Below are 26,186 nucleotides of genomic sequence, written 5' to 3' on the forward strand. Positions count from 1 at the left end.
CCATTCGCCATGCACCGCCCGCCGGCAGCCGTGCCGGCGGGCGTCGGGCGCTAGCGCCCGGCGCCGCAGGCAGGGTGCTTCCGCCCGGGGGTCGGGTTGGCCAGACCGAGGAAGTCGAGAATGTGCGGCGTGGTGCCGTCGATCTGCGTCAGTGGGGTGCCGCTCAGGTCGCCGCTGCAGTACGGTGTCTTGCCCGAGCGCAGATAGCTGTTGTTGAGCACCAGCAAGGTATTGCGCTCGCTGGCCGACTGCCCGCCGTGACCGCTGCCCAGGCCGCCGTGATCCGACGTGATCACGATCAGCCAGTCCTCGCCGGCGTAGTTCGGACGCGCCGCCAGTGCGTTCAGCACCTGCTGGATCTGCGCATCCTCGGCCGCGATCTTGCTCCGGTAGAGGGCGTTGGCCGGGTCGTAGCTGGCGGCGTGGATGTCGACGTTGTGCAGGTAGTAGAAGATCGCCGTCGGGGCGTTTTCCCAAGCCAGCCATCCCTTGACCGCATCGGTGGCCTGCTGCGAATGCTTCTCGGCGTTCGCCACGACGAAATCGGCACCGGCCGGCTTGAGGTTGTGGGTGATGTTGAACCAGTCACCGGCCACCGCCACCGTTGCCGTCGGGTAGGCGGTCTTGATCCGGTCGAAGACGTGAGGCTTGCCCATGACCAGACCGGTGCCGTTGCCGGTCACGCCGTGCTGGTCGGCCCAGTAGCCGGTGAACACCGATGCCCAGCCGGGGCCGCTGACGGTCGCCTGGCTGCCGCCGGCCAGCACATTGCGGTGATACGCGCCACCGTAGGCCAGCGCGGCCATCGCCGGCGTGTCTACGCAGGTGCTGCACAGCACCGCATCGCCACGCAGGCCGTCGATGCCGATCAGCAACACATGCCTGTTGCCCGGTAGCGGATTCGGCACCCCCGCCCCGGCGATCAGCGCGTAGTGGTCGTAAGGGTTGCCGGCATAGCTGGTCTTGAGCCCGCCGACCTCGCCGGCACGCTTGTCGCTCAGATCGCAGGCCTGCTGGCTCTTGTAGTAGTCGAACGACTTGCACCAGCCGCTGCGGCTGGTGTCGGTGCATGCCGCCGCGCAGTCGGCCGGCTGCACATTGCTCAGGTGCGCGCTGTTGTAGCCGGAGATCGCCGCATCGGGCGTGCGGTAAAACGCCTTGAGCGGATCGGGCCTGAGGCTGTAGTGGTCGTACGGATTGCCAGGGTAATCGGTCTTCAGGCCGCCGGCATCGGCCGCGCGCTTGTCGCTCAGGTCGCACCACTGCTCGGCCCGCTGGTGATCGAACGATACGCACCAGCCGGCGCGCGCACTGTCGGTGCAGGCGGTGGCACACATTTCCGGCGTGGCATTGTGCAGCCGCTCGCGGTTGTGACCCGGGATCGCGGCATTCGGGGTCTGGACAAAGGCATCGAGTACGCCGGCGGAGGCGAAACCGGCCAGCCACAGCGCACACAGCGCCAGACCGGCCCGGCGCCAGACAGGGGAAGGGGAAGGGGAAGGGGAAGAAACGTGCATGACGGCTCCATACGGTGAAAGGAGCCACCAGCGTAGGAAGGTCACATGACTGTCATCCCATCGATTCAATATCCGGTTTTTCAGGCACCCATTGATCGGAGCTATACATGTCCGCCGCCAAACTGCGTGCCTTCCTGGCCGTGGCCCAGCACGGCAGCTTCAGCGCCGCCGCCCGCACGCTGGGGCTGACCCAGCCGACGCTGACCACCCAGGTGCAGGCGCTGGAGCAGCAGCACCGGGTCATGCTGTTCCACCGCCGCGGCCATCGCATCGAACTGTCCAGCGTCGGCCAGCAGCTGCTGCCCATTGCCCGCCAGCTGGCCGCGCTGGAAACCGAGGCCTACAATCTGCTGCACGACTGCGGCGAGCTCAACCGCGGCGAACTCAAGGTCGGCGCGGTCAGCCCGATCCACGTGATCGAAATGGTCGATGCCTACCGCCGGAGCCATCCGCGGATCGAGGTGGCGATCCAGCTCGGCAACTCGGCCGAGATTCTCGCCGCGCTGGAAAACTATGACATCGACCTCGGCGTGCTGGCGCGCTTTCACGATGCGCCGCACCTGACCAGTCTCGACTACGCCCGGCACCCGGTCATCCTGTTCGTCCATGTCGACCACCCGTTTGCCGGCCGCGACGCGGTGCCGCTGGCCGCATTGCACGACCAGCCGCTGCTGCAGCGCGAAGCGGGTTCGACCACCCGCCTGGCACTGGAAAAAGTCCTGCGGGAAGCCGGCATCACGCCTCGCATTGCGATGGAAATCGGCAGCCGCGAAGCGCTGCGCGAAGCCGCTGCGCGCGGCATCGGCATCGGCGCGGTCTCCGAGGCCGAGTACATTCCGGACGAACGGCTGCGGCCGGTACGGCTCGTCGGCGATCCGGCCTGCACCGAGACGCATCTCTACTGCCTGACCGAGCGTCGCCAAAGCCTGCTGCTGCGCTCCTTTTTCGATGTCGCCAGCGGCCTGTGCGGCGCGGCCGGCTAGCGCCCGGCAAGGTCATGGCGCCCTGCCGAGCGCGCCACGGCAAACCGCGGCAAACCGTCAGATCTTCAGCGGCCCGCCCGGCAACTGCATGTCGCTGCGGATATCCCGCACACCGTCGATGCCCGACGCCACCGACACCGCCAGCGCACCGGTCGACGGCGTATCGACGACGCCCCTGAGCGTCACCACGCCGTTCTGGCTGACTGCGTGCAAATCGAATGCCTTGAGCTGCTTGTTCTGCTGCAGCGCCGTCGTCGCGGCCCTGGCAATCTGCGGGTCCGACGGCCCTGCGTCACCGGTTGCAACGGCCGCATGGGCATACAGCCCCAGCGACAACAGTGTGGCGATCAGCGCGGTCTTGGTTCGGGTTTTCACGACATCTCCTGCACGGTAGGTTCGACGACGGTCATCGGCGCCCGGCGCGGCATGCGTGCCCGACTGGCCACACCCCTGCCGGTCGTCGACCGGCAGGGGCGTTTCTCTTGCAGATGTGATTGGTGCTTTGTCCGGCGTCGAAATGCGCCGGTGCCCTCACTAATGCAAGTGCCGTGCCAGAGTGAAAAACCCGATGAAAATCAACAGACTGGCATCAAACCGGGGCAGACCGCCCCGCTCGGCACGCGGCCGGAAGGGCAAATCGTCGCCAAATGCCGACAACGACGGCCGCACCGGCAGCAAGCCCTTGTTTCAACGGATGATTTTCGAGTCGCTACTCGGCGACACCGTCGCCGCGAAACATCGCCGGGTTCAGCGCATGCTTCTGCAGCAGCCGGTAGAACTCGGTCCGGTTGCGGTCGGCGAGCTTGGCCGCGTCGGCAACGTTGCCGTCGGTGAGCTTCAGCAAGCGCGTCAGGTAGTCGAGCTCGAAGCGGCGCTTGGCCTCGGCGTAACCGAGCACTTCGGTCGACGGCTGGCGCAGTGCCCGCTGCACCAGCGCCAGCGGCACGATGCTGGCGGTGCACAGCGCGCAGACCTGCTCGATCGCGTTGAACAGTTGCCGGACGTTGCCCGGCCACGCCGCCGTCGACAGCGCTTCGAGCGCGTCCGGCGCAAAACCGTTGAGCTTTTTCGCGTACTTGGCGGCCAGCCGCTGCAGCAGGTGGTTGGCAAGCAGCGGGATGTCCTCGCGCCGCTCGGACAACGGCGGCAGCGTCATCGCGACAACATTGAGCCGGTAATAAAGGTCTTCGCGAAACTCACCCTCCGCCATCGCCGCGTCGAGGTCGCGGTGCGTCGCCGAGAGGATGCGCACGTCGATCGGCACCGACTCGCTGCTGCCGACCGGCCGCACCGCGCGCTCCTGCAGCACGCGCAAGAGCTTGACCTGCAAGGCCAGCGGCATGTCGCCAATCTCGTCGAGAAACAGCGTCCCGCCGTCGGCGGCCTGGAACAGGCCGCGATGGTTGGCGAGCGCGCCGGTGAACGCGCCCTTCACGTGGCCGAACAGCTCGGATTCGAGCAAGGCTTCGGGAATCGCACCGCAATTGACCGCGACGAAGGGCCGGGCCGAACGCGGGCTGGCCTTGTGGATCGCCCGCGCCAGCAACTCCTTGCCGGTGCCCGACTCGCCGCGGATCAGCACGCTGGCGTCCGATGCGGCGATCATTTTCGCCTCGGTCAGGAGCTCGGTCATTGCACTGCTGCGACTGACGATTTCGCTGCGCCATGCGTCGTCGCCGGCTTCGGGCGTCGCCGCCGACACGCTCAGCGCCTGCCTGACCTTATCGAGCAGCACCTTGCTGTCGAACGGCTTGGTCAGGTAACCGAACACGCCGCGGCTGGTCGCCTCGACCGCATCCGGAATCGTGCCGTGGGCCGTCAGCAGGATCACCGGCAAAGCCGGCAGGCGCGCGCGGATTTCGCCGTACAGCGCCAGGCCGTCGCCATCGGGCAGGCGCACGTCGCTGATCACCAGTTGCGGCGTTGCCACCGCCAGCTGCGCCAGCGCCGCCTGCACGGTTTCGGCGGTCGTCACCCGGTAGCCGGCGGCGGTCAGCCGCATCGACAGCAGGCGCAGCAAATCGGCATCGTCATCGACGAGCAGTAGCGCGGCACCGCTCATGGCGCGGCCTTCGGCTTGGGCGGCAGGCCGTGCTCGATCGCCTTAAGTGCGTTGAGCTTGTCGTTGAGGTCATTGGCGCGCCGCTGTGCGTCCTTCAGCTGCTGGTTCAACTTGTCGGTCTCGCCGTCCTGGCGACGCTGGTCGGCGTAGACCGACGACAGCCACTGCGCCAGCGGACGCAGCGTAGCGGCCTGCGGTCCGCTCGCCTTCTGTGCGTTGTCGAGCAGGCCGATCGCTCGACTCAGGTCGCCATTGCCGCGCAGCTGCGCATAGGCCATTGCCCGCCGTATCAAGGCAAGCTCGCCTGCCTCGCTGGCCAGACCGGCAACCTCGCGGTTCAGCTCCGCCGGCGTCCGCGCGTGCAACGACGCCGCGTAGGCAAACAGCGCCGGCCAGTCGGTGGACGGCACCGCCACCGGTGCGCTGGCAACCGGTGCGACCTTGGCCGGCGCCGAGGCGATCGGCAGCGGCGGCGCCACCGGCGGGTTCACGCAGGCCGCGAGCAGCAGCGCCAGCGGCAACAGGAGTTCAGGTCGTTTCATCATCGGGCAGTTCAATCCGGAAGTGGGCACCCTGTGCACTGGGCAGCAGGGCGATACGGCCACCGTGGGCCGCGAGGTATTCGCTGACGATCGACAGCCCCAGGCCGCTGCCGCGGCGGGCACCGCCGGGCTGGCGTTCGCCCTGGACGAAGGGCCGGAAGATCCGCTCGGCGTCGGCATCGGCGACGCCGGGTCCCTGGTCGATGCAGTCGAGCGTGGTCGTGCCGGCTGCGTGGGCGAGCACGAAACGGATCGTCCCGCCGCGCGGGCTGAAGCGGATCGCATTCGATAGCAGGTTGCCGATCACCGCGCCCAGCCTGTCGGTGTCGCCATGGTAGACCGGCGCGGCGCCATCGAGTTGCACCGACAGCGCCAGCGCCTGCCACTGCAGCCGTTGTGCGGCGATGGTGGTGGCGATCAGCGCGGCGAGGTCGACCCGCACCCGCGCCAGCGTGCGCGCCGAAAACTGCATGGCGTGATAGCGCAGCAGGTCCTCGATCTGTCGCTGCAAGGCTGCGACGTTGTGCTCGAGGATGGCCACGACCTCGCGCTGGCCGGTGTTGAGCGCCCCCGGCACCTCGTCGCCGAGCAGCGCGACGCCCTCGCGCAAGGACGCCAGCGGCGTTTTCAGTTCGTGCGACACATGGCTGACAAAACGCGCCTTTTCGGCGTCGAGTTCGGCCAGCCGCTGCCGCAGCCAGTCGAGCTGCGTCCCCAGCCGGCGCAGGTCGGCCGGGCCGCGGCGGATGACGATCTCCGCGTCAAGCCGGCCTTCGCCGAGCCGGTGGATCGCCGCCTCGATCTTTGCCAGCGGCCGCGCCAGCCAGCCGGCCAGCGCCAGCGCGATCAGCACGGCAATGCCGATCGCCACCGCGATCATCACCGAGATGGTGCGGCGTTCGCGGTCGAGTTCGTCGAGCAGCACATCGTTGCGGCGCTCGAGCTCGCGGCGGCTTTCCTGGGCGATCTGCGCGTTCAGCCCGCGCAATTGCGTGACCCGCTCGAGCAGCGCGAACTGTGCGGCCCGATCGTGGATGACGTCGTGCGCCATCGCGTCGCGGGCGTCGCCGGCCAGCGTTTGCCAGTGCAGCAGCGCCGCCTTCAGCGTGTCGTCGCCACCGGCCTGCGCGTGCAGCCAGCCCACCGTGGCCGCCGCGTCGTCGCGCGCCTGGCTGGCCCGCGCCAGAAAGCTCGCGTCATCGAGCACCAGGTACTGGCGCAGGCTGCGTTCGAACAGCTGGGTGCGCTCGTCGAGCCGTTCGACGGCCTCGGTCTGCCGGACAGCCGCGTCGGACAGCGAGCGGCTCTGTTCCGCCGCCCGCTCCAGCGTCGACAGCGCGCGCAGCGAGGTCGCGCCCAGCAGCGTCGCGGCCAGCACGAAGGACAGCAGCAACAGCAGGCGGAAGGAAGGTTTGATGCGCAGCATGCGCCAGTCTAGCGTGTCACGCCTCGCCCCGCGTTGACATGGGTGCGGGTACGCGCGCGGCAAGGCTGGATTCGAGGAAGTCGCGCCCGTCGGCCTTGAAGCCGAGGAAGCGCACGCCGATGCGGAAGGCGTCGAACTCGTTCGACAGCACCGTGTAGAGCACGCGGCTCTTGGCTTCGAGAATGCGGGCACGCTGGCCGGCAACCATCGGCGGCACCGAGATCAGCACGGTGACCTGATCGGACACCGGCAGATTGTAATCGGACAGCAGGCTGAAACCCGACGGCGAGAGGTCGAAGATCCGGCCGCGGAAGGTCTGGCGCTTGCCGGCATCCTGATACACCAGCGAAACCCGCCAGTGCACCAGATAGCGCGGCTCGCCACGCTGCGCGTGCCAGTCGGTGTCGATCTGGCCGCCCTGCAGCTCGCGGTGGAATCCAGGCTCGTTGGCGATGTTCACGTCGCGCTCCGTCAATCAGCGTTTCATTATACGTTGACTGCCGCGCCGGTGCGGGCAACAAAAAAGCCGAAGCATGCGCTTCGGCTTGTCATCGATTTGAATGGTGCCGACAGTGAGACTCGAACTCACACAGCCGAAGCCACTACCCCCTCAAGATAGCGTGTCTACCAATTTCACCATGTCGGCATTCACAATCGATGTTGCAACTCTCTCGACGCTGAGGATGGTGCGTCTTGCGAGAGACGGGACTATACGTCAGCACATCCGGGCTGTCCAGCGCCGAATCGAAAAAAGCCATGGTCATGCTTGCCTTGTGCCGCCGGGCGAATTCGCTATTAAATAAGCGATCGGCCCAATCCTTCCTGCCCCATGACTCATCCCTTGCACAAGCTGCTGGACCAACATGGACAAGCCCAGCGCAGCCCCGTCCGCCTGATCGAGCGCTTTCCGCGCATCGCCAACCGGCTGGCCGAGCTGTGGGGCACCGATGCCATCAACGGCTACCTCGAGTCGCTGATGATCATGGACCGCCCCGACCGCCAGGGCTTTCCGCCCGAGATCGGCCTCGAACTGATGAGTTTCGGCATCGCCCACGACGAGATCATGCGCCGCCCGGCCGACAGCGGCGACGTCTGGGACCACGTGCGCGAAGCCGCGGTCGACCGGCTCGGGCAACTGGGCCTGCGCGCCACGGTCGGCGACTTTCACCGCAGCATCGGCCAGAGCACGCCGGAAACGCTGCAGCTCTACCTCGACGCCGGCGTCAAGATCGACGGCGCCGACGACAACGGCTGGACGGCACTGATGCGCGCGAGCTTCGACGGCAGTGCGGCGTCGGCCGAATGGCTGCTGACGCGCGGCGCCGACATCCATGCCTGCGACCGCGGCGGCTACGTGCCCCTGCACTGGGCGGCGCTGAACGGCTACGACACCGTCGCCGGCATGCTGGTCGGCCGCGGCGCCAACGTCAACGCGGCAAGCCACAGCGGTTTCACCCCGCTGATCCAGGCCGCCAGCCGCGGCCACCTCGACATCGTCAAGCGGCTGATCGCCGCCGGCGCCCGCGTCGACGCCAGCACGCCGGAAGGCTGGACCGCGCTGCACAAGGCCGTCGCCAACCGGCACACCGACGTCGCCGTACGGTTGCTCGACCATGGCGCCGACCCCGAGGCGCGGCACCGTGACGGCGACACGCCGTACGCGATCGCGGTGCAGACCGGCCAGCAGCGCCTGTGCGAACTGATGCTGTTGACACAGTCGCTACGCCAGCGCGAGCGCCGTTAGGACCGACGCCATCCGGATGGTGTAGCCTTGCACTGCCGCAGCCCGTCTGGCCGAAAAATCGGGCACCGGCACCGCCTGGAAAAGGAGACATCAAGATGGCCCAAATCTACAAGATCACCGCACGTGCCAGCAGCGCGCTGCCGGAGTCGCTGCGAAACAGCGATGGCATCCGCCACGCGCTCGCCGCCGTACACGAATACTTCCCGCTCGACGACGTCCAGCTGTCCGACCACGACCTCGACCGGCTGTGCGAGGCATCGCGCACGCTAGCGCGCCGCGTTGCCGGCCGCGGCCATATCGACGTCGCGCTGCGCTTTACCGACCTGTGCGACATCTCGAGCGACCTGTTCAAGGAAGTGAAGGAAATTCGCAAGGCGATCAAGGACCTGCTCGGCGAGTACGAGGACGAGCTCGAGGAAAACTGCGTCGGCGCGCTGCGCTACGTGTCGGGCTTCCGCAACGAGATGGTCCCGGCGCTGGCGAACTCGATCCTGCTGCGCCGCTTCGCCAACTTCGTCGACGCGGTGCTGCTCGCGCAGATCCGCCATTCGGACGAAAACGTCGAGATCGAGCTGCATCTGGTCGAATTGGCCAGCTGAGGCTGGCGGTCGAGCTGGCCAGCCGGATACCGGCAGGTTCGGCCAACAAAAAACCCCGCAATGCGCGGGGTTTTTTGTTGGCTCGGTGACGGTGATCAGCCGACGCTGACAACGCGGCCGCGACGGCCGGTGGTCGTGAACGCCGCCAGCCTGACCGTGCCCGAGACAGCCACCGGGCCGGTGTACTGCGCCGACGCGTTGGTCGGCTCGCTGCCGTCGGTGGTGTAGCGCAGCACGAAGCCCGGCGCCTCGACATTGGCAAGCAGCTTGCCGCCGTCGACCGTGGCGCCCGGCACCGGCACGCGGTAACCGTAGCCGCCGACCAGGCCATCCAGACGCGGCAGTTCGCGCTGGCCGAGGCGGTTGGCAAACTGGTTCCAGTCGGCATCCATCCGTGCGTCGCGCACGGCCTTGTCGGCGACGAAGGTCCAGCCCGGGTCCTTCGCCCATGCGCGCTCGGCCAGTGCGACCAGACGCGGCATCGCCAGATACTCGAGGCGGCCGGCGTCGCGGATGTTCTCGGCCCACAGCTCGCCCTGGATGCCGATCACGTTCTTGACGCCCTGCTCGGTCAGCCGCGCGCTGTTCTTCAGCGAGTCACCGAGTTCATGGCCGAACAGATTGAGCGTCGCCGTCGTGTAGATGTCCAGCGGGCAGAACTCGAACGCCTTGCGGGTATTGATGAAGCCGCCCCAGTAGTAGCCCGGCTCGACCGGATCCTTTTCGTAGGCCAGGTCGAAGTACAGGTTGGTCACGTTGCACAGCACGACCTGATAACCGGCGTTGGCCAGCTGGTAGGCAAAGTCTTCCTGACCCCAGCCCCAGATGTTGTTCCAGATATAGGGGCGGAAGTTGGCGTCGACGAACTTCGGGTTCGGGCCGTGATGGACGACGCCGTCGACGGTTTCCTTCTTCAGCGCGATTTCTTCCCAGCCGCCGAAGGTCAGGCCGTGCTTCTTCAGGATGTCGCGGTAGCGCCCGAGGAAGTGGTCCTGCAGCTCCTGGATCGTCGTCATGCCGTGTTGCTGCATGAACGCCTGGCAGATCGGCGATGCTTCCCAGGCGCCGTGCGGCACTTCGTCGCCGCCGGTATGCAGCGTGGTCCACGGTGCGCCCGCCTCGGCGTACATCGACTTGACGTCGGTGATCACCGTCTCGATGAAGTTGTACGCGCCTTCGCGGGCGATGCAGATCACGTTGTCGTGCCACAGCTGCACCGACTCGTACTCGGACTTGTCGGCGAAATCGGTCAGCAGATACTGCTCGGCCGCTTCGAGCTGGCCGGCGGCCTTCAGCCGCTCGTAACGGACGTTCATCGCCTTGATCGCCGAACGCGCATGGCCCGGCACGTCGAACTCGGGGACGATCTCGATATGGCGCGCGGTCGCGAAGCGGAGGATCTCGATGAAGTCGGCGCGGCTGTAGAAGCCGGTGCCGCTCGAGCCTTCGACCTCGGCACCCGAGCCGAAGCACGGCACCAGATGGTCGGTTTCGGTCGCGGTGTAGCCGCGGCCCGAGCCGATCTCGGTCAGCTCCGGCAGCGTCGGGATTTCCAGGCGCCAGCCTTCGTCGTCGGTCAGGTGGAAGTGGAACTGGTTGAGCTTGTACAGCGCCATGCATTCGAGCAGGCGCAGCACGCTTTGCTTGGACGAGAAGTTGCGGCCGACGTCCAGATGCAGGCCGCGATACGCGAAGCGCGGCGCGTCGACGACGCGGCCGAACGGCACGGCCAGTGCCGGCAGCGGGTTGACGAAGGCATCGACCGGCAGCAGTTGGCGCAGGCTCTGGATGCCGTTGAACACGCCGTGCGCCGATGCGCCGGTGATGACGATGCCGTCGGCACCGATCTCGAGCGAATAGGCCTCGCCCGCCGCACCGGTCTGCGCAACGTTGACCGTGCCGAGCTGCAGCACGATGCCCTTGCCGGCCGCGGCACGCTGCGCCGCTACGCCGACGTCGGCCAGTGCAGCCTGCAGCAACGCGGCTTCGGCGTTCAGCGCATCCGGATGGACGATGGCGGTCGAGCCGTCGATGACGAACTGGCCGCCCCCGAAGCTGGCCTCGAGCGGCGTCGGGGTGATCTTGCCGACCGCCTCGGGTGCCAGCAGCGTCAGCTTTTCGTTGTCGGCAAAGCGCGTCGCCGGCGTCACCAGCGGCACCTTGTCGTTGGCGTTGCGGTGGCGCTGGCCCTCGGTGACGAACGGCAGGATCACCGGATCGCCGATCGCTTCGGCACGTGCCTGCGGCGTGCCGTCGCCGTAAACGATGTAGAAACCCAGCGGCGCGTCGGTCTCCTGGATCACCCAGAACAGGCCTTCGTAGCGGATCAGACGGCTTTCGCCGGCTGCAAGTGTGCCGAAGCCGGCTGCCGGCACCATGCGCCACAGGTCGCCGTTGACCTGTTCGATCTGCACGCCGCCCTCGATGCCTTCGGGCTTGATCTTGCGGCAGGTGTTGAAATAGATCGCCCAGCCCGATCCGGCCAGCGGCGCGGCGGAGCGGTTGCTCAGCGTCAGTTCGGCGATGAAGTTGTCGCCGTTGTGAGCATTGGTGATGCACTGCCATTGCAGTGCCAGCTGCTTGCCTGCGGGCTGGGTCATCTTTCTCTTCCTCTATCCGGTTCGTAGGACGGTGGTCTTTGCCACCCGACTGCGACAGTGTAGAAGCAAGTGCTTAAGTGGAACAGCGCCCGGATTGCGCTTTTCCTGACACGCAACAACCCGAGAAAAGTGCAGCCGGACGGACGGTTCGGCACAAAGCGGGCGAGCCGGATTTTCGGTACAATTGCGCCTCCGATTTTTACCCATGATTTCCGGACCTTACGACATGGCAGACGTTCTCCAGCTGCGCGGTGGCACCGCGCTCTCCGCCTTCCGGCTCGACAAACTGCGCAACGCGCTGATGGAAAACGGCATCAGCGCGGAGCTGTACGCCGAGTTCTGGCATTTCGCGGAAGTGAACGCGCCACTGGACGACGGGGAACGCGCGACGCTGGAGCGCATCCTGCACTACGGCGAGCCGTGTAATCCGGATCAGGCGGCCGGCTCGCTGCTGCTGGTACTGCCGCGCCTGGGCACGATCTCGCCCTGGTCGAGCAAGGCCTCGGACATCGCCGAGCACTGTGGTCTGGGCAAGGTCGCCCGGATCGAGCGCGGCATCGCCGTCTACGCGAGCAAGAACGGCGCACCGCTGTCGAGTGCCGAGAAGAACCTGCTGCTGCCGCTGATCCATGACCGGATGACCGAACAGGTCTTCGAGACGCTCGACGCCGGCCGCGAGCTGTTCCGCCATTTCGAACCGGCGCCGCTGGCCACCGTCGACGTGCTCGCAGGCGGCAGGCCAGCGCTGGAAAAAGCCAACGTCGAATTCGGTCTGGCCCTGTCGGACGACGAAATCGACTATCTGCTCGAGAACTTCACCAAGCTGAAGCGCAATCCGACCGACGTCGAACTGACGATGTTCGCGCAGGCGAACTCCGAACACTGTCGCCACAAGATCTTCAACGCCAATTACGTGATCGACGGCGAGGCGCAGCCGTACAGCCTGTTCGGCATGATCCGCGAAACGCACAAGGCCGCGCCGGCCGGCACGGTGGTCGCCTATTCGGACAACTCCTCGGTGATCGAGGGCGCGCGGATCGGCCGCTTCTACCCGCAGCCGGGCAGTGCCGAATACGCCTACCACGACGAAACCACCCACATCCTGATGAAGGTGGAAACGCACAACCACCCGACCGCGATTTCGCCCTTCCCCGGCGCCGCGACCGGCTCGGGCGGCGAGATCCGCGACGAAGGCGCCACCGGCCGCGGCTCCAAGCCCAAGGTCGGCCTGACCGGCTTCACGGTGTCGAACCTCAACCTCCCCGGCGCAATCCAGCCGTGGGAAGACCCGGCCTACGGCAAGCCCGACCGCATCGCGTCGGCGCTCGACATCATGATCGAAGGCCCGATCGGCGGCGCCGCGTTCAACAACGAATTCGGCCGTCCGAACATCGCCGGCTACTTCCGCACCTTCGAGGAAGACTTCGGCGGCGAGCGCCGCGGCTACCACAAGCCGATCATGATCGCCGGCGGCATGGGCAACATCAACGCGCTGCACGTCGGCAAGCACGGCCTGCCCGACGGCAGCCTGCTGATCCAGCTTGGCGGCCCGGGCATGCTGATCGGCATGGGCGGCAGCGCCGCCAGCTCGATGGCAACCGGCGCCAACGCCGCCGACCTCGACTTCGATTCGGTGCAGCGCGGCAACCCGGAAATCGAACGCCGTGCGCAGGAAGTCATCGACCGCTGCTGGCAGCAGGGCGAGCACAACCCGGTACTGTCGATCCACGACGTCGGCGCCGGCGGCATCTCGAACGCCTTCCCGGAGCTGGTCAACGACGCCGGCCAGGGCGCGGTGTTCGACCTGCGCAAGGTCAATATCGAAGAACGCGGCATGAGCCCGAAGGAAATCTGGTCGAACGAATCGCAGGAGCGTTACGTGCTGGCGATCTCGCCGGCCAACCTGCTGGCCTTCGAGGCAATCTGCGAGCGCGAGCGCTGCCCTTACGCGGTGATCGGCCGCGTCACCGACGAGAAGCAGCTCGTCGTCGAAGACCCGCACTTCGGCAACAAGCCGGTCGACATGCCGATGGAAGTGCTGCTCGGCAAGCCGCCGAAAATGACCCGCGACGTAACGCGGGTGAAGCCTGAGCTGAAGGTGTTCGACTCGTCGGGCATCGACCTGAAGGAAGCCGCCTACCGCGTGCTGCAGCTGCCCGCCGTGGCCGACAAATCGTTCCTGATCAATATCGGCGACCGCACCGTCGGCGGTTACACCGCGCGCGACCAGTTCGTCGGCCCGTGGCAGGTGCCGGTGGCCGACGTCGCGGTCACCGCGATGGGCTACGACACGTATCTGGGCGAAGCGATGGCGATGGGCGAGCGCACGCCGCTGGCGCTGATCTCGGGGCCGGCATCGGGCCGGATGGCCGTGGCCGAAGCGCTGACCAACCTGGCCGCAGCGCCGATCGCCAAGCTGTCCGACGTCAAGCTCTCGGCCAACTGGATGGCACCGGCCGGCCACCCCGGCGAGGACGCCAACCTGTATGACACCGTGAAGGCCGTCGGCCTCGACCTCTGCCGCGAGCTGGGCATTTCGATCCCGGTCGGCAAGGATTCGATGTCGATGAAGACCGTCTGGTCGGAAGACGGCGAAGCCAGGCAGGTCACCGCGCCGCTGTCGCTGGTCATCACCGGCTTCGCGCCGGTCACCGATGTGCGCCGCGTGCTGACGCCGCAACTGCGCAATGAAGCCGATACCGACCTGATCCTGATCGACCTCGGCGACGGCAAGTGCCGCCTCGGCGGCTCGGCGCTGGCGCAGGTCTACAAACAGGTCGGCCAGTGGGCGCCGGACGTCGTCAATGTGCCGCACCTGAAGTCGTTCTTTGAAACGGTGCAGAAGCTCAACCTTGAGGGCCGCATCCTCGCGTATCACGACCGCTCGGACGGCGGCCTGTTCGCGGCGGTCTCTGAGATGATGTTCGCCGGCCACGTCGGCGTGACGCTGGAAATCGACGAGCTCTGCATCGAGCGCCGCCGCCGCGGCCGCGAGGAAGACGAGCTGACACCGGAAGACATCGCCCGTGCCGAAAACGGCCGGATGATGGGCGTGCTGTTCAACGAAGAGCTCGGCGCCGTGCTGCAGGTCAAGCGCAGCGACACCGCCGCGGTGATCGCCGCGTTCGCCAACGCCGGCATCCGCAGCGAACTGCACGTGATCGGCACGCTGAACCACGACGACAAGCTCAAGATCAAGAAGCGCAACCGTCTGGTGCTGGAAGAAGGCCGCGTTGCGCTGCACAAGGCGTGGTCGGAAACCAGCTGGCGCATCCAGCGCCTGCGCGACAACCCGGCTTGTGCCGACTCGGAATACGCACAGCTCGACGCCAAGGGCGACAAGGGCCTGTTCGCCAAGCTGTCGTTCGACCCGTCCGACGACATCGCCGCGCCGTTCATCAGCACCGGCGCCAAGCCGCGCGTTGCGGTACTGCGCGAACAGGGCGTCAACGGTCACGTCGAAATGGCCGCCGCGTTCACCCGCGCCGGCTTCGCCGCGACCGACGTGCACATGAGTGACGTGATCGCCGGCCGCGTCTCGCTGGCAGACTTCGCCGGCCTCGCCGCCTGCGGCGGCTTCAGCTACGGCGACGTGCTCGGCGCCGGCGAGGGCTGGGCCAAGTCCATCCTGTTCAACGAACGCGCCCGTGCCGAGTTCGAAGCCTTCTTCAACCGCGCCGACACCTTCGGCCTCGGCGTCTGCAACGGCTGCCAGATGATGGCCAACCTCTCGGGCATCGTTCCGGGCGCGCAGGCGTGGCCGAAGTTCACCCGCAACCAGAGCGAGCAGTTCGAAGCGCGCTTCGTCATGGCCGAACTGACCGACTCGCCGTCGCTGTTCTTCGGCGGCATGGCCGGCACGCAGGTTCCGGTGGTCGTCAGTCACGGCGAGGGCTTTGCCAACTTCAGCCAGCAGGGCAACTTGCAGCAGGCAATCGTTGCGATGCGCTACGTCGACCACGGCGGCAAGGTCACCGAAACCTATCCGCTGAACCCGAACGGCAGCCCGCAAGGCATCGCCGGCGTCACCACCGCCGACGGCCGCTTCTCGATCATGATGCCGCACCCGGAACGCGTGTTCCGCACGGTGCAGAACTCGTGGCACCCGGAGAACTGGGGCGAGGACGGCGCATGGCTGCGGATGTTCCGCAATGCGCGGCGCTGGGTCGGCTGATCCTCGGTCGTCGCGACAAAAAACCGGCCTCTGGGCCGGTTTTTTCTTGCCCGTGCTAGGCTGGACGCTCGCCATTCCCGCCCGGAGACATTCATGGTCGATATCGTCCACCAACTGGAACAGACCCGCTTCGTTGCAACCGACGCCGGCAAGGTCATCGCCGAGATGACCTATTCGCCACTCGGCGACGACCGCTTCATCATCGACCATACCGACGTCGACCAAGCCTACGGCGGCCAGGGTATCGGCTACCAGCTCGTCGACGCCGCCGTCGCCCATGCCCGGGCCAACGGCATGAAGATTTTGCCGCTGTGCCCGTTTGCGGCCAGCGTGTTCAAGAAAAAAGGTGATGAGTACGCCGACGTCCGCTTCTGACCGGCGAACTCATCCCTCCGCCGACACCGGCATCCGCATGCTCACCGCTAGCTGGTTGAAGGCGTTCATCAGCGCCACGGCATAGGTCAGCTCGGCGATTTCCTGCTCGCTGAAATTGGCCTTGAGTGCCTCGAACTCCGAAGCGCACCAAGTCAGCGTCACCATCGCCGACGGCCCCTCTCGATCATGATGCCGCCCCTGGAACGCGTGTTCCACACAACGCAGAACTCGTGGCTCACGGAAAACTGAGGCGAGGATGGCGCATGGTCCGAATATTCCGCAATTCGCGAAAGTGAGTCGGCCGATCAGCCTTCCACGAACAAAAAAACCGGCCAGATGGCCGGTTTTTCAAGTCGCAAATAAGTGCCTGCTTTGCATGATGACAAACTGCAACACATCACCAAGATGTGTTTGCCGATCAAATAGGTATAAATTACGCTAAGGTCGGATCAATAAAAATCCAGCAACCCGAGACAATTTACTTACCGACTCAAAAACTTCAAATAAAAATCAACCATGCCTACCCAAAAACGAAGACGGCAAATCACTAGACCAATAACCAGCATTTTTATGGCAATATCATTATCTGCTTGCGCGGGGCAGATGAGAAACGTCCAAAAAATAAGCACTGACAAAAAGTACACCAGCATTTATATTGAGGTAAATACTGCCGAATCACGCAAACTAAAAATAACAAGAAACAAAGCCGGGACCCCCAGCCAGTTAAATGAAGCAATGAATCAAAGCATCTCCGAATTCAATAGAAGGGTAAAAAAAGAAATCCCCGAAAAACTTGGCAACACCTACAAAAAGCACAACATAAAAGTTGTCGACAAAATCAATAATGCCGACTTGATTTTCAAGTTAAAAACCCCAGAAACTCTGGACGTAATTGTTGCATCCCGGACGATAATTTAAGCCCCCGAAGCTGGCAGCTCTATCTGGCTCGCTCGGCTTTGGCTACGCTGATCACCTCGCTTTCCGAGTCCAACCGATGATCGTCCAGTTGCACCGCCGCGCCCGCACCACACCCGCCATCCGCGCCGAAATCCAGGCCGCACCGGCCAGCATCACCGATACCGAGCTGGCCCGGCGCTACAACGTCAGCTCGCCCACCATCGCCAAGTGGCGTCGGCGAGAGTCCGTGCAGGACCGCTCGCATACCGCACACCGCTTGCAAACGACGCTGACGCCGGCCCAGGAAGCCATCGCCGTCGAACTGCGCAAACTGCTCAAGCTGGGACTGGATGATCTGCTGGTGGTCGTGCGCGAATTCCTCACGCCTGCGGTCTCCCGTTCCGGCCTCGATCGCTGCCTACGCCGCTACGGCGTTGGCAGCTTGCGGACGCTCGAACCGGCCGTACCGTCACCGCGCAGCAAACCGTTCAAGGACTATGCGCCGGGCTTCATTCACGTCGACGTCAAATACCTGCCGCAAATGGCCGACGAGACGACACGGCGTTACCTGTTCGTCGCGATCGACCGTGCCACCCGCTGGGTGTTCGTGCAGATCAAACCCAACAAGACGGCTGCGGCTGCCAAAGCCTTCCTGGCGGCGCTGAGCCAAGCCGTACCGTTCAAGCTGCAGACGCTGTTGACCGACAACGGCAGCGAGTTCACCGACCGGCTGTTCAACAAGCAAAAGCAGGCCAGCGGCGAGCACGAGTTTGATCGACTGTGTACCGCCTTGGGCATCGAGCACCGGCTCACCAAGCCACGGCATCCGCAAACCAACGGCATGGTCGAGCGCTTCAACGGCCGGATTGCCGACGTGCTGGCGACGCACCGCTTCGCGTCGGGTGAAGATCTGGCACAAACGCTGATGCGATACGTTTGGTTGTACAACCAGCACCTGCCGCAATTGGCGCTACAGCACCGAACGCCGATTCAGGCAATGAAGGATTGGGCGCGGAACCGGCCTGATCTATTCCATAAACGCGTGATTAATCGTCCGGGACTGGACACGTAATGTGCCATATAACGTGGTGTGCTACACGAACAGATGTGGCCTTCTCCCTCATGGACTCAGGCTCAAAGAAAGACTTATACAAAGGTCAAGTATTGATTTCGAGCGGAATATATCACTACAAAGAATACGCAGATCAAAAAGCAATTATCAATGGACAAGATGAAAAAGACCTCTCCATTGAGGTTGCAGGCAAATTTTTCGAAGAAACTGCATCTTTCTTTTAGAAAAGCACCAAAAAACCAATCTATTGCAATATTTTCTGAAAGATAAGACAATCAAATTTATTGGCTATAGTTACAACAATCTCGGCAGAGATGCAGTCGCCGCAGGCATTGCGCCGCATTAGTTACACTTGATGATCATCCATCCGGCGTAATGCCACAATGCGGCGACTACACGCCAAGAGAATGGCATCCCTCGGCTAACCGAGCGGTCTAAGCTAGAAATTTCCAGCCTCAAGGTGAGCGAGTCGGAACTCGCTCGGGGTCAGGTCGCCCATTGCCCGCTCAGGCAAACTTCACGCAGACCGGCCGATCGACGGCAATCGCTTCTCCGGCCGGTGTCAGCGCGCCGCTGGCCACATCGCGGGAAAACAGCACCAGCACACCGCCGGCCTGGTTCGCGACCAGCAGCCAGCGGCCGCACGGCGACAGCGCGAAGTTGCGCGGCATCCGGCCGCCGCAAGCCGCGTGGCCGGCCGCTTCGAGCTGGCCGTCGTTGACGCGGAAAACCGCGATGCTGTCGTGGCCGCGGTTCGACGCGTACAGGAAACGGCCATCCGGGCTCAGTTGCAGCTCGGCACCGGTGTTGTCGCCGGCAAAACCGGCCGGCAGCGACGAGACGGTCTGGCGGTGTTCGAGCCCGCCGTCGTGCCACGCGTAAACGAGCACGGTACTGGTCAGTTCGCCGACGACATAGACAAAGCGGTCGGCGGCATCGAAGACCAGATGACGCGGACCGTCGCCCGGTGCGGTGGCGGCCACGCCATGCGGCAGCAGTGTCGTGCCGTCGATGCGGTAAACGGCAATCTCGTCCCGGCCCAGATCGCAGACCAGTGCATAGCGGCCATCGGGGCTGGGGGTTATGCTGTGCAGGTGCGGCGCATCTTGGCGTTCGGCGTTGACGCCGCTGGCACCGTGATGGCGAACCTCGAAGGCGAGCGGCTGTACCAATCCGTCGTGGTCCAGCGGCAACAGTGCCGCGTTGTGGCCAAAGTAGTTGGCCACCAGCAGCGCGCCGCCCGCCGGCCCCCCTCCCGATCCGGCCCGCGACAGGTAGCATGGCGAATCACCGCCGCTGCCGACGCGGTTCAGCAGCGCCAAGCGCCCCTGCGGGTCGACCGCCAGCGTGCACACCTCGCCCTCGGACGTTTCGCTGACCGCGTACAGCTTGTCGCCGCCCGGGAGCAGATACGACGCGTTGGCGACGCCGGACAGCGACTGCAACGGTGCCAGTACGCCCGCTTCGGCATCGAAATCAAAGGCATGGATCGTCGCTTGCTCGGCATCGCCGTAGCAGCCGACGTAAACGCGGCTCAAACCGGTCATGGGCTTCTCGTCTGGGGGCAAAACGCCATCTTACGGAATGCCCGTGGCGCTGCGGCCGCCTTCGCCCACGACGTCGCCGATCCGCCACGCATCCGCACGGGACGGGAATCGGTCGCAAGCCGCCGCCGCTGTGGGACAATGGCCGTTGTACAAAGGAAAACCGCATGTCCGTCAGCCTCAAATCCGAAGCCCAGATCGCCAAGATGCGCGTCGCCGGCCAGCTCGCCGCCGAAGTGCTGGAGATGATCCGCGAGTACGTCGTTCCCGGCGTCTCGACCGAGGAGCTCGACCGGCGCTGCTTCGAGCACATCACCAAAAAGCAGAAGGCCACGCCGGCCAACGTCGGCTATCACGGTTTTCCCAAGACGCTGTGCACGTCGATCAACGGCGTCGTCTGCCACGGCATTCCGAGCCCGCGCGACATCCTCAAGGACGGCGACATCATCAACATCGACGTCACCGTGATCAAGGACGGCTGGCACGGCGACACCAGCCGGATGTATTTCTCCGGCACGCCGAGCCCGGCGGCGAAACGGCTCGCCGAGGTGACCTTCGACGCGATGATGGCCGGCATCCACGCCGTCCGTCCCGGCGCCCGCCTCGGCGACGTCGGCCACGCGATCCAGACGCTGGCCGAAGCCGCCGGCTACTCGGTGGTGCGCGAATACTGCGGCCACGGCATCGGCAAGGTCTATCACGAAGACCCGCAGGTGCTGCACTACGGCCGCCCGAACTCCGGCCTGTTGCTGAAGAAGGGCATGACCTTCACCGTCGAGCCGATGATCAACGCCGGCGGCGCCGGCGTGCAGCAGCTGCAGGACGGCTGGACCGTCGTCACCCGCGACGGCTCGTTGTCGGCGCAGTGGGAGCACATGATCGCGGTGACCGACGACGGCTTTGAAATCCTCACGCCATGGCCGAACAGCTGACGCACACCATCGCCCTCGCCACTGCGGAAGACGTATACGAAGCACAGCGCTTCTACGATGCCTGCGGCTACGGTGGCGATGCGATTGCAGCAGCGGATCGCGTTTTGCTGGCTAGAAATGGCGCCGGAATCGTCGGCGTCGTCCGGCTGTCACCGCTGGACGACGATTGGTGCTTGCGGGGTATGCAGATCCATCCTGCGCAGCAGCGCAGCGGTCTCGGTACTGCAATGCTGCACACCCTTGTGACGATGATGGACAGGCCGTGTTATTGCCTGCCTTACGCTCATCTCGAAGGCTTCTACGGCCAGATCGGCTTTACCCGCATCGCAGCGGATACCATGCCCACCACGCTGGCCGAACGCTACGCCGGCTATCTGGTGCGCGGTTTGAACATCGTCGGTATGCTGCGGCGTGGCAGTAACCCGATCTGAAGGACACATCCATGAAGAAAATCGGCAACACCCTGGTGCCGCGCAATCCGTTCGCGGCCGCGGCCAGCCGGCGCAAGGCCGGTGCGCACGAGAAGACCGAGAAGGTCAGGCGGCGCGATGCAAAACAGGCACTGCGGCAAGCGATGCAGGCAATGAAAAAGGGCGGGGATGTTTTCCCGCCCTTCTCTTTTGCCTGAAGCACTGAGAGATTACTTGCGCTGGACGATGGCGCTGCCGCCACCGTGCCGCCTGGGCTCGCTGACCGCGGTGACACTGCCGTCATCGTTGAAGCGGATCGCGTTGGCGGCGCCGATCTGGTCGCTGTCTTCCCAGACGTGGCCGTAGGCTTCGAGCGCCTTGGCCTCGTCGCTACCGATGAAGTTGAGCAGCGATTCAACCTGCACCTTGTCGCGGTTGCGTTGCGACATCCGCGGCGCGGCCAGCGCGTCGGCGAGTGGCAGGCCGAGGTCGACGTGGTTGAAGATCGTCTGCAGCACCGTGGTGATGATGGTCGAGCCGCCGGGCGAGCCGAGCGTGAACGCCGGCTTGCCGTCCTTGAACACGATGGTCGGGCTCATGCTCGAACGCGGCCGCTTGCCGGCTTCGGCCACGTTGGGATGCGGACCGCTGAAGTCGAAGTCAGTCATCTCGTTGTTGAGCAGGAAGCCGTAGCCCGGCACGACGATGCCGCTGCCGCCCCAGTCCTCGATTGTGAACGTGTAGGCGACGACGTTGCCGTCCTTGTCGCTGACGGTCAGGTGCGTCGTGTGCGCCGGCTCCGGTGCGCGTTTCGGTGCCGGCCGCAGCGGTACCGACGGGTCCTGCTGGAAGGCGAACGGATCGCCCTGCGCCATCTTGCCGTGATCGCGCTTCGGGTCGATCAGCCTGGCGCGCTCGCGGGCGAAGTCCTTAGCGATCAGCCCGGCGACGGGCACGTCGACATACTCGCCGTCGGCGACATAGGCATTGCGGTCGGCAAACGCCAGCCGGCTGGCCTCCAGATACAGGTGCTGCGCCTGCGCGCGCGTCATCCGCGAGAAGTCGAAGGTTTCAAGGATGTTCAGCGCCTCGGCGACTGCAATCCCGCCCGACGACGGCGGCGGCATGCCGTAGACCTCGTAGCCGCGGTAGGTCGAGACGATGGGCTGGCGGAAACGCGCCTCGTAATCCTTGAGGTCGGCCAGCGTCATCGCACCGGCCATCACCTTGGTGCCGGCGGTGACCGGCGGCAGGTTGACCGCATCGACGACGGCCTGGGCGATCGGGCCTTCATAGAAGGCGTTGACGCCGCCCTTGGCGATCGCGCGGTAGGTTTTCGCCATGTCCGGGTTGCGGAACGGCGTGCCGACCGGCAGCGCCTTGCCGTCCTTCAGGTAGAGCTTGCTGGTCGAGCTGAAGCGGGAGAACTTGGCCTCGTTGAGCTTGCTGATCCGGTTGAAGTTCGGTTCGACCTTGAAGCCCTGCTCGGCGATGCGGATCGCCGGCTTGAGCACCTGGGCAAAGCTCATCGTGCCGTAGCGGCGCAAGGCTTCGTCCCAGCCGCGCACGGTGCCCGGCACGCCGACGGCGATGCCGTTGGGCACCGCGTCGTCCCACGCCATCGCCTTGCCGTCCTTCTGGAACACCATCGGGCTGAACGAGCGCGGCGCCGACTCGCGGTGGTCGACCGTGATCACCCGCTTGTCCCTGGCCGAGTAGATCATCATGAAGCCGCCGCCGCCGATGCCGCAGCTGAACGGATCGGTGACGCCGAGCGCCGCGGCCGCGGCCACCGCGGCATCGACGGCATTGCCACCGGCGTTGAGGATGTCCATCGCCGCCTTGCTCGCCGGATCGGAAATCGTCGCCACTGCGCCGCCGTGGCCGGTGGCCACCGGCTGTTTCGCGATCGCGGCGAACGATGCCATCATCAGGATACTGACCAGCCATGCCCTGTGCTTCATGTTGCCCCCGGAATTGAAAGCCGAGCTTTCATGCTAGCAGCAGGCTGACAGGCAGTTTGATAAGCGCTTACCCGTATGACGCGTGACGCCCGACACGCCCCGCCGGCCGGTGATCTGCTATGGTAGCGGCCATCCAACCTTGTCCGGAACCGTCCATGCGCCTGATCGCCGCCCTGCTCCTCTCGCTGACGCTGATGGCCTGCTCCAAGGTCAGCAGCGAGAACTACCAGAAGCTCCAGACCGGAATGACGCGCGAGGATGTCGTTACCCTCCTCGGCGAACCCGACGCCACCGATGGCGGCAGCGTGTTTGGCATCAGCGGCGAAAGCGCAACCTGGAAGAGCCGCGGCACGACGATCACCATCCAGTTCATCAACGGCAAGGTGATGACCAAGAATATGGAAAAGACGTAACTACGCGGCTTTGCGGCCGTTCATTTGTAGAAGCTTCTACAATAGCCAGTTATTCACAGGCTACCGGCACCCCGCCATCTGCCTGCGCAGATCGCTGATATAGCGCTGCGCCTCGATCAGGTCGGCAGCCAGAAACCGGGCGGCTTCGGTGGCGCCGGGGTAATCGCCGATGCCGTAGCGGTACACCGGCGGCTCGGGGTCGCGGCCGAGGCACGAGACGGCGACGGGCACGCGCACCGGTGCCGGCGTCGACGCGCAGCCGGTTAGTAGCAGGACCAGCAGCAGCGCCCTCATAGCCGGCCCCAGCTCTGCCGCAGCACGTCGTCGCAGCTCGAGGCATTCAGCGACGCGACCCACGATGCTTTGCGCTTGGCTTGGGCGCGTAGCGTTTCCGCCTCACGCTCGGCCCGCTCACGCCGGGCCGCGGCCTCGGATGCCGCCACGTCGAGCGCAGCGACGCTCGTACGCAGCGCGGCCAGTTCGGTTGCCTGCTGGGCAATGGTCGAGTTCAGGTCGGCCAGCTCGCCGGCGTACGCTGCGGTCAGGCGCCAGCCGTTGAGGACACCACCAAGAGCGATCAGCGCCAGCGCCGCCAATCCACACGCAACTGCGCCGGCCAGCTCACGATATTGCAACGGAATCAGCTCAAGCATGGCGCACCTCGGCTTTCGTCATCGGGCAGACGCCGAACACCTGCAGCGGGCTGATGCGCCCGCCAAGGCCAAGCCCGGGCAGCGGCTCCGTCCGGATCTCGAAATGCAGGTGCTGGTCGGCGCCGACCATGCCCGCAGCGTTCCCGGTGCAGCCGGTCGTTCCAACGCGCTGGCCGAGCGTCACCGCTTGGCCTTGCTTCACGTCGATGCGCGACAGATGCGCGTAGGCCGCATACAGGCCAAGGCCGGCGAGCTCGATCACTACCATCCCGCCGAAATCGCCGCGGTCACCGGCGAACACGACCTTGCCGGCGGCGACCGCGTAGCACGGCGTGCCGGCCGGCGCGAAAAAGTCCCAGCCCTGGTGCGCCCGTGTGCCGCCGTTGCGCACCATGCCGAAGGTATTGCCGACCGAACCTCGGCGGATGACATTGCTATCCAGCGGCCATTCGATCGGCGTGTTCTTGTAGATCATGGTGACACCTCCTTGCGCCGCTCGTGTCCGTCCCACGGCCCAGCGGCAATGCGGAACAGCTCGGCGACGTTGCCGCGCACGCCAAACACGGCGAAGCACAGCACGGCGTTGATTACGACCTCGGACGGGTCAACCGGTGCGTGATACAAGCCCAGCAACGTGCGCAGCGCGACCGTGCCGGTGGCGACGATCAGCACGTAGGCCAGCATCGAGATCAGCACCCGATGCCTGGCGCCGTCGCGACGGTAAGTGATCAGCCGCAGGCACGCGGCCGCGCAGATCAGTGCATTGATGGTCAGCAGGATCATTTCGCACCTCCCCGGCCGATCAGGCTGTTCAGCAGGTTGCCGTCGGCCAGCTTCATCAGGCCGCGCAGCAGGATCAGCGACACCGTGGCTGCGATGACGGCACCGACCGGGTTGCTTGGCTCGACAGCGCCAAGCGACACCTTGGCGACGGCCTTGGCTGCCGTCTCGGCGCCGATCATGCCGAGCACCCAGCTCAGCACGCCCTGCCAGACCTTCTCACGCACGGTCATTTCCGCGCGCAGCGTGGCGAATACCATCGCGCCGACGAAGGCACCAAGCACGATGCCGGCCTGTTCACCCGACAGCGCCGTGACGCTCAGAACGCCGGCGTAAACCGCCCAAGCGCCAGCGCCGCTTGCAACTGGTTCAGTCATGCTCTCCCCCCTGTGTATCCCTTGAACGGGTTGATGTGCGTGACCAACATCGCACGCGGCGCCGTGTTCGGCTGCTCGATCTTCTGCTTCAGCTTCCAGCCGAGATACACGCGCGTGCCCCGCTGCCTCGAGCGCCACCACGGCCACATCGCATAGAACATCCAGCCACCGTTGCAGGTCGCCCAGCACCAACCAGCCGAAAGCGGCGTGTCGCTCACCGCGGGATTGCCACGCCAGCGCACCGGACCAACAGCATCGAGTCCGCAGACGCAGTAACTGAAGCCGTAACCACGGTTGCGCCACAGCCAGGCGACGCGCCGACAGTAGCGGCGCCAGCGCATTCCGTTGTCCGGCCAACGCGCCCAGTGGCCGGCATCGCCGTCGATGGGGTTGTCGTGCGTCAGCCAGGGCCAGCACCAGTGCGGCGAGATGCCGGCCGGCGACGTGATCAGGACGATCAGCGGTGCCAGCGGGAACGCCAGCAGGCCGACGAGGAAATCGATCGGCGCAAGATAGAACCAGCGCATGCGCGGGCCTCCATGAAATGAAAAAGCCCCGCTCTGTGGCGGGACTTGTGGTTGATGTCGGTCGGCTATACCGGCCAGCCCGGGGTGAATACCTCAAGCTGGCCGCGGGTCATCGTCGCGATCTCGACCTCCATCGTCAGCCGGCGCTGGTAGATCTCGGCCCCGCGCGTGACGCACACGGCCCACAGCGCTTGCAACTGGGCCAGCGTCGTCGGCACGGCTGCGCGATCCGCATCCACCCAGACGTCGCCGGGCACAATGCCGGCGAGCAGCGCGTCGCGGATGTCCTGCAGGGCTTCCGGCGTGGTGCGCCAGCGGTGGCTGGCGTGGTCGAGGCCGGCTGCGCGCTCGGTGCTTTCCCAGGCGGGCAGCGTGGACAGTGCGGCGACGCGTATGTCATCAAGCGACGGAGGTGGCGGATCAATGGCAATCGGCTGACCACTAGCGTCGGCAACGATGTGCTTGCCCGTAGCCTGCGCTGAAAGCAGCGCGGTATGCGTCTCGACGCTGATCTCTACGGCATCTGCCGGAATCGCGTCACCGTGAATGGCGGCATCGTAGAAGCCGCTGGTTGATTTTGCGTAAAAAAACATGG

General features: G+C 65.4%; 29 protein-coding genes and 1 tRNA gene. 12 read left to right on the forward strand and 18 right to left on the reverse strand.

Features of this window, described 5'->3' with window-relative positions; translation table 11 throughout:
* Nucleotides 1-50: 50 nt before the first annotated feature.
* Nucleotides 51-1,517, reverse strand: coding sequence for a PAN domain-containing protein (locus tag BJP62_RS06155; RefSeq protein WP_083300746.1), 1,467 nt, complete (start codon nt 1,515-1,517; stop codon nt 51-53).
* 107 nt (nt 1,518-1,624) lie between these two features.
* Here BJP62_RS06155 and BJP62_RS06160 point away from each other — a divergent pair, with 107 nt between their 5' ends.
* Nucleotides 1,625-2,500 carry a LysR substrate-binding domain-containing protein gene (locus BJP62_RS06160; protein WP_070527863.1) on the forward strand — a complete coding sequence of 292 codons (876 nt, stop codon included), beginning with the start codon at nt 1,625-1,627 and terminating at the stop codon, nt 2,498-2,500.
* Nucleotides 2,501-2,557: 57 nt separating this feature from the next.
* Here the strand turns inward: BJP62_RS06160 and BJP62_RS06165 are convergent, their stop codons facing one another.
* The 6 genes from BJP62_RS06165 to BJP62_RS06190 form a co-directional block, all read right to left on the reverse strand.
* Nucleotides 2,558-2,875 carry a BON domain-containing protein gene (locus BJP62_RS06165; protein WP_070527866.1) on the reverse strand — a complete coding sequence of 106 codons (318 nt, stop codon included), beginning with the start codon at nt 2,873-2,875 and terminating at the stop codon, nt 2,558-2,560.
* Between the two features lie 334 nt (nt 2,876-3,209).
* The gene (locus BJP62_RS06170) at nt 3,210-4,562 is read right to left on the reverse strand and encodes a sigma 54-interacting transcriptional regulator (RefSeq protein ID WP_070527869.1); all 1,353 of its coding nucleotides are present in this window, start codon (nt 4,560-4,562) and stop codon (nt 3,210-3,212) included.
* A complete protein-coding gene (locus tag BJP62_RS06175) occupies nt 4,559-5,104 on the reverse strand; it encodes a hypothetical protein (protein WP_070532399.1) in 546 nt (181 codons plus the stop codon). The genes BJP62_RS06170 and BJP62_RS06175 overlap by 4 nt, the downstream gene beginning before the upstream one ends.
* Nucleotides 5,091-6,530 (reverse strand): HAMP domain-containing sensor histidine kinase, encoded by a 1,440-nt coding sequence (locus tag BJP62_RS06180; protein WP_070527872.1) that lies wholly within the window; start codon nt 6,528-6,530, stop codon nt 5,091-5,093. Before BJP62_RS06180 ends, BJP62_RS06175 begins: the two co-directional genes overlap by 14 nt.
* A 16-nt stretch (nt 6,531-6,546) precedes the next feature.
* Nucleotides 6,547-6,990 (reverse strand): PilZ domain-containing protein, encoded by a 444-nt coding sequence (locus tag BJP62_RS06185; protein ID WP_168163807.1) that lies wholly within the window; start codon nt 6,988-6,990, stop codon nt 6,547-6,549.
* 101 nt (nt 6,991-7,091) lie between these two features.
* Nucleotides 7,092-7,176, reverse strand: a tRNA-Leu gene (locus tag BJP62_RS06190).
* 183 nt (nt 7,177-7,359) lie between these two features.
* Here BJP62_RS06190 and BJP62_RS06195 point away from each other — a divergent pair.
* Complete coding sequence (locus BJP62_RS06195; protein ID WP_083300748.1) at nt 7,360-8,274, forward strand: ankyrin repeat domain-containing protein; 915 nt, start codon at nt 7,360-7,362, stop codon at nt 8,272-8,274.
* Nucleotides 8,275-8,369: 95 nt separating this feature from the next.
* Nucleotides 8,370-8,873, forward strand: a complete 504-nt coding sequence (locus BJP62_RS06200; protein ID WP_070527881.1) for a hypothetical protein — start codon at nt 8,370-8,372, stop codon at nt 8,871-8,873.
* Between the two features lie 95 nt (nt 8,874-8,968).
* On the opposite strand, the gene BJP62_RS06205 is transcribed toward BJP62_RS06200, so the two are convergent.
* Nucleotides 8,969-11,473, reverse strand: a complete 2,505-nt coding sequence (locus BJP62_RS06205; protein ID WP_070527884.1) for a family 20 glycosylhydrolase — start codon at nt 11,471-11,473, stop codon at nt 8,969-8,971.
* A gap of 226 nt (nt 11,474-11,699) precedes the next feature.
* On the opposite strand from BJP62_RS06205, the gene purL reads away from it, so the two are divergent.
* Together purL and BJP62_RS06215 are read left to right on the forward strand one after the other, a co-directional pair.
* The gene (purL, locus tag BJP62_RS06210; protein WP_070527887.1) at nt 11,700-15,647 is read left to right on the forward strand and encodes a phosphoribosylformylglycinamidine synthase; all 3,948 of its coding nucleotides are present in this window, start codon (nt 11,700-11,702) and stop codon (nt 15,645-15,647) included.
* Nucleotides 15,648-15,740: 93 nt separating this feature from the next.
* Nucleotides 15,741-16,022 carry a GNAT family N-acetyltransferase gene (locus tag BJP62_RS06215; RefSeq protein WP_070527890.1) on the forward strand — a complete coding sequence of 94 codons (282 nt, stop codon included), beginning with the start codon at nt 15,741-15,743 and terminating at the stop codon, nt 16,020-16,022.
* A 9-nt stretch (nt 16,023-16,031) separates the two neighbouring features.
* Here BJP62_RS06215 and BJP62_RS18325 read toward each other — a convergent pair whose 3' ends face one another.
* Nucleotides 16,032-16,187, reverse strand: coding sequence for a hypothetical protein (locus tag BJP62_RS18325; RefSeq protein ID WP_205700973.1), 156 nt, complete (start codon nt 16,185-16,187; stop codon nt 16,032-16,034).
* A gap of 351 nt (nt 16,188-16,538) precedes the next feature.
* Here BJP62_RS18325 and BJP62_RS18330 point away from each other — a divergent pair, with 351 nt between their 5' ends.
* From BJP62_RS18330 to BJP62_RS18335, 3 genes are all read left to right on the forward strand, one after another.
* Nucleotides 16,539-16,940 carry a hypothetical protein gene (locus BJP62_RS18330; RefSeq protein WP_145927126.1) on the forward strand — a complete coding sequence of 134 codons (402 nt, stop codon included), beginning with the start codon at nt 16,539-16,541 and terminating at the stop codon, nt 16,938-16,940.
* A gap of 76 nt (nt 16,941-17,016) precedes the next feature.
* Complete coding sequence (locus BJP62_RS06220) at nt 17,017-17,991, forward strand: IS481 family transposase (protein WP_070527892.1); 975 nt, start codon at nt 17,017-17,019, stop codon at nt 17,989-17,991.
* Between the two features lie 35 nt (nt 17,992-18,026).
* Nucleotides 18,027-18,215 (forward strand): hypothetical protein, encoded by a 189-nt coding sequence (locus BJP62_RS18335; RefSeq protein ID WP_145927127.1) that lies wholly within the window; start codon nt 18,027-18,029, stop codon nt 18,213-18,215.
* Nucleotides 18,216-18,497: 282 nt separating this feature from the next.
* Here the strand turns inward: BJP62_RS18335 and BJP62_RS06225 are convergent, their stop codons facing one another.
* Complete coding sequence (locus BJP62_RS06225) at nt 18,498-19,538, reverse strand: lactonase family protein (protein ID WP_070527895.1); 1,041 nt, start codon at nt 19,536-19,538, stop codon at nt 18,498-18,500.
* A gap of 164 nt (nt 19,539-19,702) precedes the next feature.
* Here BJP62_RS06225 and map point away from each other — a divergent pair, with 164 nt between their 5' ends.
* Genes map through BJP62_RS06240 form a run of 3 tightly spaced genes read left to right on the forward strand, consistent with a single transcriptional unit; the run spans nt 19,703 to nt 21,095 of the window.
* The gene (gene map / locus BJP62_RS06230) at nt 19,703-20,467 is read left to right on the forward strand and encodes a type I methionyl aminopeptidase (protein WP_070527898.1); all 765 of its coding nucleotides are present in this window, start codon (nt 19,703-19,705) and stop codon (nt 20,465-20,467) included.
* On the forward strand, nt 20,452-20,898 hold the full coding sequence (locus BJP62_RS06235) for a GNAT family N-acetyltransferase (RefSeq protein WP_070527901.1): 447 nt from the start codon (nt 20,452-20,454) through the stop codon (nt 20,896-20,898). Before map ends, BJP62_RS06235 begins: the two co-directional genes overlap by 16 nt.
* Before the next feature lie 11 nt (nt 20,899-20,909).
* The gene (locus BJP62_RS06240; RefSeq protein ID WP_070527903.1) at nt 20,910-21,095 is read left to right on the forward strand and encodes a hypothetical protein; all 186 of its coding nucleotides are present in this window, start codon (nt 20,910-20,912) and stop codon (nt 21,093-21,095) included.
* Between the two features lie 12 nt (nt 21,096-21,107).
* On the opposite strand, the gene ggt is transcribed toward BJP62_RS06240, so the two are convergent.
* Complete coding sequence (gene ggt, locus BJP62_RS06245) at nt 21,108-22,841, reverse strand: gamma-glutamyltransferase (RefSeq protein WP_070527906.1); 1,734 nt, start codon at nt 22,839-22,841, stop codon at nt 21,108-21,110.
* A 155-nt stretch (nt 22,842-22,996) separates the two neighbouring features.
* On the opposite strand from ggt, the gene BJP62_RS06250 reads away from it, so the two are divergent.
* Entirely contained in the window at nt 22,997-23,254 is a 258-nt protein-coding gene (locus BJP62_RS06250; RefSeq protein ID WP_083300749.1) for a DUF3862 domain-containing protein, read from the forward strand.
* Between the two features lie 60 nt (nt 23,255-23,314).
* Here the strand turns inward: BJP62_RS06250 and BJP62_RS06255 are convergent, their stop codons facing one another.
* The 7 genes from BJP62_RS06255 to BJP62_RS06285 all read right to left on the reverse strand — a co-directional run bounded on the left by BJP62_RS06255 (nt 23,315) and on the right by BJP62_RS06285 (nt 26,184).
* Nucleotides 23,315-23,548 carry a hypothetical protein gene (locus BJP62_RS06255; RefSeq protein ID WP_070527911.1) on the reverse strand — a complete coding sequence of 78 codons (234 nt, stop codon included), beginning with the start codon at nt 23,546-23,548 and terminating at the stop codon, nt 23,315-23,317.
* Nucleotides 23,545-23,907 carry a hypothetical protein gene (locus BJP62_RS06260; protein WP_145927128.1) on the reverse strand — a complete coding sequence of 121 codons (363 nt, stop codon included), beginning with the start codon at nt 23,905-23,907 and terminating at the stop codon, nt 23,545-23,547. Before BJP62_RS06260 ends, BJP62_RS06255 begins: the two co-directional genes overlap by 4 nt.
* Entirely contained in the window at nt 23,900-24,382 is a 483-nt protein-coding gene (locus tag BJP62_RS06265) for a M23 family metallopeptidase (RefSeq protein ID WP_070527917.1), read from the reverse strand. Before BJP62_RS06265 ends, BJP62_RS06260 begins: the two co-directional genes overlap by 8 nt.
* A complete protein-coding gene (locus BJP62_RS06270; RefSeq protein WP_070527920.1) occupies nt 24,379-24,690 on the reverse strand; it encodes a phage holin family protein in 312 nt (103 codons plus the stop codon). Before BJP62_RS06270 ends, BJP62_RS06265 begins: the two co-directional genes overlap by 4 nt.
* A complete protein-coding gene (locus tag BJP62_RS06275) occupies nt 24,687-25,064 on the reverse strand; it encodes a putative holin (RefSeq protein WP_070527923.1) in 378 nt (125 codons plus the stop codon). The genes BJP62_RS06270 and BJP62_RS06275 overlap by 4 nt, the downstream gene beginning before the upstream one ends.
* A complete protein-coding gene (locus tag BJP62_RS06280) occupies nt 25,061-25,591 on the reverse strand; it encodes a hypothetical protein (protein WP_070527926.1) in 531 nt (176 codons plus the stop codon). The genes BJP62_RS06275 and BJP62_RS06280 overlap by 4 nt, the downstream gene beginning before the upstream one ends.
* A gap of 65 nt (nt 25,592-25,656) precedes the next feature.
* Nucleotides 25,657-26,184: a DUF4376 domain-containing protein gene (locus BJP62_RS06285; RefSeq protein WP_070527929.1), complete on the reverse strand. Its 528-nt coding sequence runs from the start codon at nt 26,182-26,184 to the stop codon at nt 25,657-25,659.
* Nucleotides 26,185-26,186 lie beyond the last annotated feature (2 nt).

The sequence above is a fragment of the Jeongeupia sp. USM3 genome, assembly GCF_001808185.1.
GTDB lineage: Bacteria > Pseudomonadota > Gammaproteobacteria > Burkholderiales > Chitinibacteraceae > Jeongeupia.

What these genes read in the sequence shown, in the direction of transcription:
- BJP62_RS06155 (WP_083300746.1), bottom strand. Translation starts at nt 1,517, where the DNA reads ATGCACGTTTCTTCCCCTTCCCCTTCCCCTTCCCCTGTCTGGCGCCGG.
- BJP62_RS06160 (WP_070527863.1), top strand. Translation starts at nt 1,625, where the DNA reads ATGTCCGCCGCCAAACTGCGTGCCTTCCTGGCCGTGGCCCAGCACGGC.
- BJP62_RS06170 (WP_070527869.1), bottom strand. Translation starts at nt 4,562, where the DNA reads ATGAGCGGTGCCGCGCTACTGCTCGTCGATGACGATGCCGATTTGCTG.
- BJP62_RS06175 (WP_070532399.1), bottom strand. Translation starts at nt 5,104, where the DNA reads ATGAAACGACCTGAACTCCTGTTGCCGCTGGCGCTGCTGCTCGCGGCC.
- BJP62_RS06180 (WP_070527872.1), bottom strand. Translation starts at nt 6,530, where the DNA reads ATGCTGCGCATCAAACCTTCCTTCCGCCTGCTGTTGCTGCTGTCCTTC.
- BJP62_RS06195 (WP_083300748.1), top strand. Translation starts at nt 7,360, where the DNA reads ATGACTCATCCCTTGCACAAGCTGCTGGACCAACATGGACAAGCCCAG.
- BJP62_RS06200 (WP_070527881.1), top strand. Translation starts at nt 8,370, where the DNA reads ATGGCCCAAATCTACAAGATCACCGCACGTGCCAGCAGCGCGCTGCCG.
- BJP62_RS06205 (WP_070527884.1), bottom strand. Translation starts at nt 11,473, where the DNA reads ATGACCCAGCCCGCAGGCAAGCAGCTGGCACTGCAATGGCAGTGCATC.
- purL (WP_070527887.1), top strand. Translation starts at nt 11,700, where the DNA reads ATGGCAGACGTTCTCCAGCTGCGCGGTGGCACCGCGCTCTCCGCCTTC.
- BJP62_RS06215 (WP_070527890.1), top strand. Translation starts at nt 15,741, where the DNA reads ATGGTCGATATCGTCCACCAACTGGAACAGACCCGCTTCGTTGCAACC.
- BJP62_RS18325 (WP_205700973.1), bottom strand. Translation starts at nt 16,187, where the DNA reads ATGGTGACGCTGACTTGGTGCGCTTCGGAGTTCGAGGCACTCAAGGCC.
- BJP62_RS18330 (WP_145927126.1), top strand. Translation starts at nt 16,539, where the DNA reads ATGCCTACCCAAAAACGAAGACGGCAAATCACTAGACCAATAACCAGC.
- BJP62_RS06220 (WP_070527892.1), top strand. Translation starts at nt 17,017, where the DNA reads ATGATCGTCCAGTTGCACCGCCGCGCCCGCACCACACCCGCCATCCGC.
- BJP62_RS06225 (WP_070527895.1), bottom strand. Translation starts at nt 19,538, where the DNA reads ATGACCGGTTTGAGCCGCGTTTACGTCGGCTGCTACGGCGATGCCGAG.
- map (WP_070527898.1), top strand. Translation starts at nt 19,703, where the DNA reads ATGTCCGTCAGCCTCAAATCCGAAGCCCAGATCGCCAAGATGCGCGTC.
- BJP62_RS06235 (WP_070527901.1), top strand. Translation starts at nt 20,452, where the DNA reads ATGGCCGAACAGCTGACGCACACCATCGCCCTCGCCACTGCGGAAGAC.
- BJP62_RS06240 (WP_070527903.1), top strand. Translation starts at nt 20,910, where the DNA reads ATGAAGAAAATCGGCAACACCCTGGTGCCGCGCAATCCGTTCGCGGCC.
- ggt (WP_070527906.1), bottom strand. Translation starts at nt 22,841, where the DNA reads ATGAAGCACAGGGCATGGCTGGTCAGTATCCTGATGATGGCATCGTTC.
- BJP62_RS06250 (WP_083300749.1), top strand. Translation starts at nt 22,997, where the DNA reads ATGCGCCTGATCGCCGCCCTGCTCCTCTCGCTGACGCTGATGGCCTGC.
- BJP62_RS06255 (WP_070527911.1), bottom strand. Translation starts at nt 23,548, where the DNA reads ATGAGGGCGCTGCTGCTGGTCCTGCTACTAACCGGCTGCGCGTCGACG.
- BJP62_RS06260 (WP_145927128.1), bottom strand. Translation starts at nt 23,907, where the DNA reads ATGCTTGAGCTGATTCCGTTGCAATATCGTGAGCTGGCCGGCGCAGTT.
- BJP62_RS06265 (WP_070527917.1), bottom strand. Translation starts at nt 24,382, where the DNA reads ATGATCTACAAGAACACGCCGATCGAATGGCCGCTGGATAGCAATGTC.
- BJP62_RS06270 (WP_070527920.1), bottom strand. Translation starts at nt 24,690, where the DNA reads ATGATCCTGCTGACCATCAATGCACTGATCTGCGCGGCCGCGTGCCTG.
- BJP62_RS06275 (WP_070527923.1), bottom strand. Translation starts at nt 25,064, where the DNA reads ATGACTGAACCAGTTGCAAGCGGCGCTGGCGCTTGGGCGGTTTACGCC.
- BJP62_RS06280 (WP_070527926.1), bottom strand. Translation starts at nt 25,591, where the DNA reads ATGCGCTGGTTCTATCTTGCGCCGATCGATTTCCTCGTCGGCCTGCTG.
- BJP62_RS06285 (WP_070527929.1), bottom strand. Translation starts at nt 26,184, where the DNA reads ATGTTTTTTTACGCAAAATCAACCAGCGGCTTCTACGATGCCGCCATT.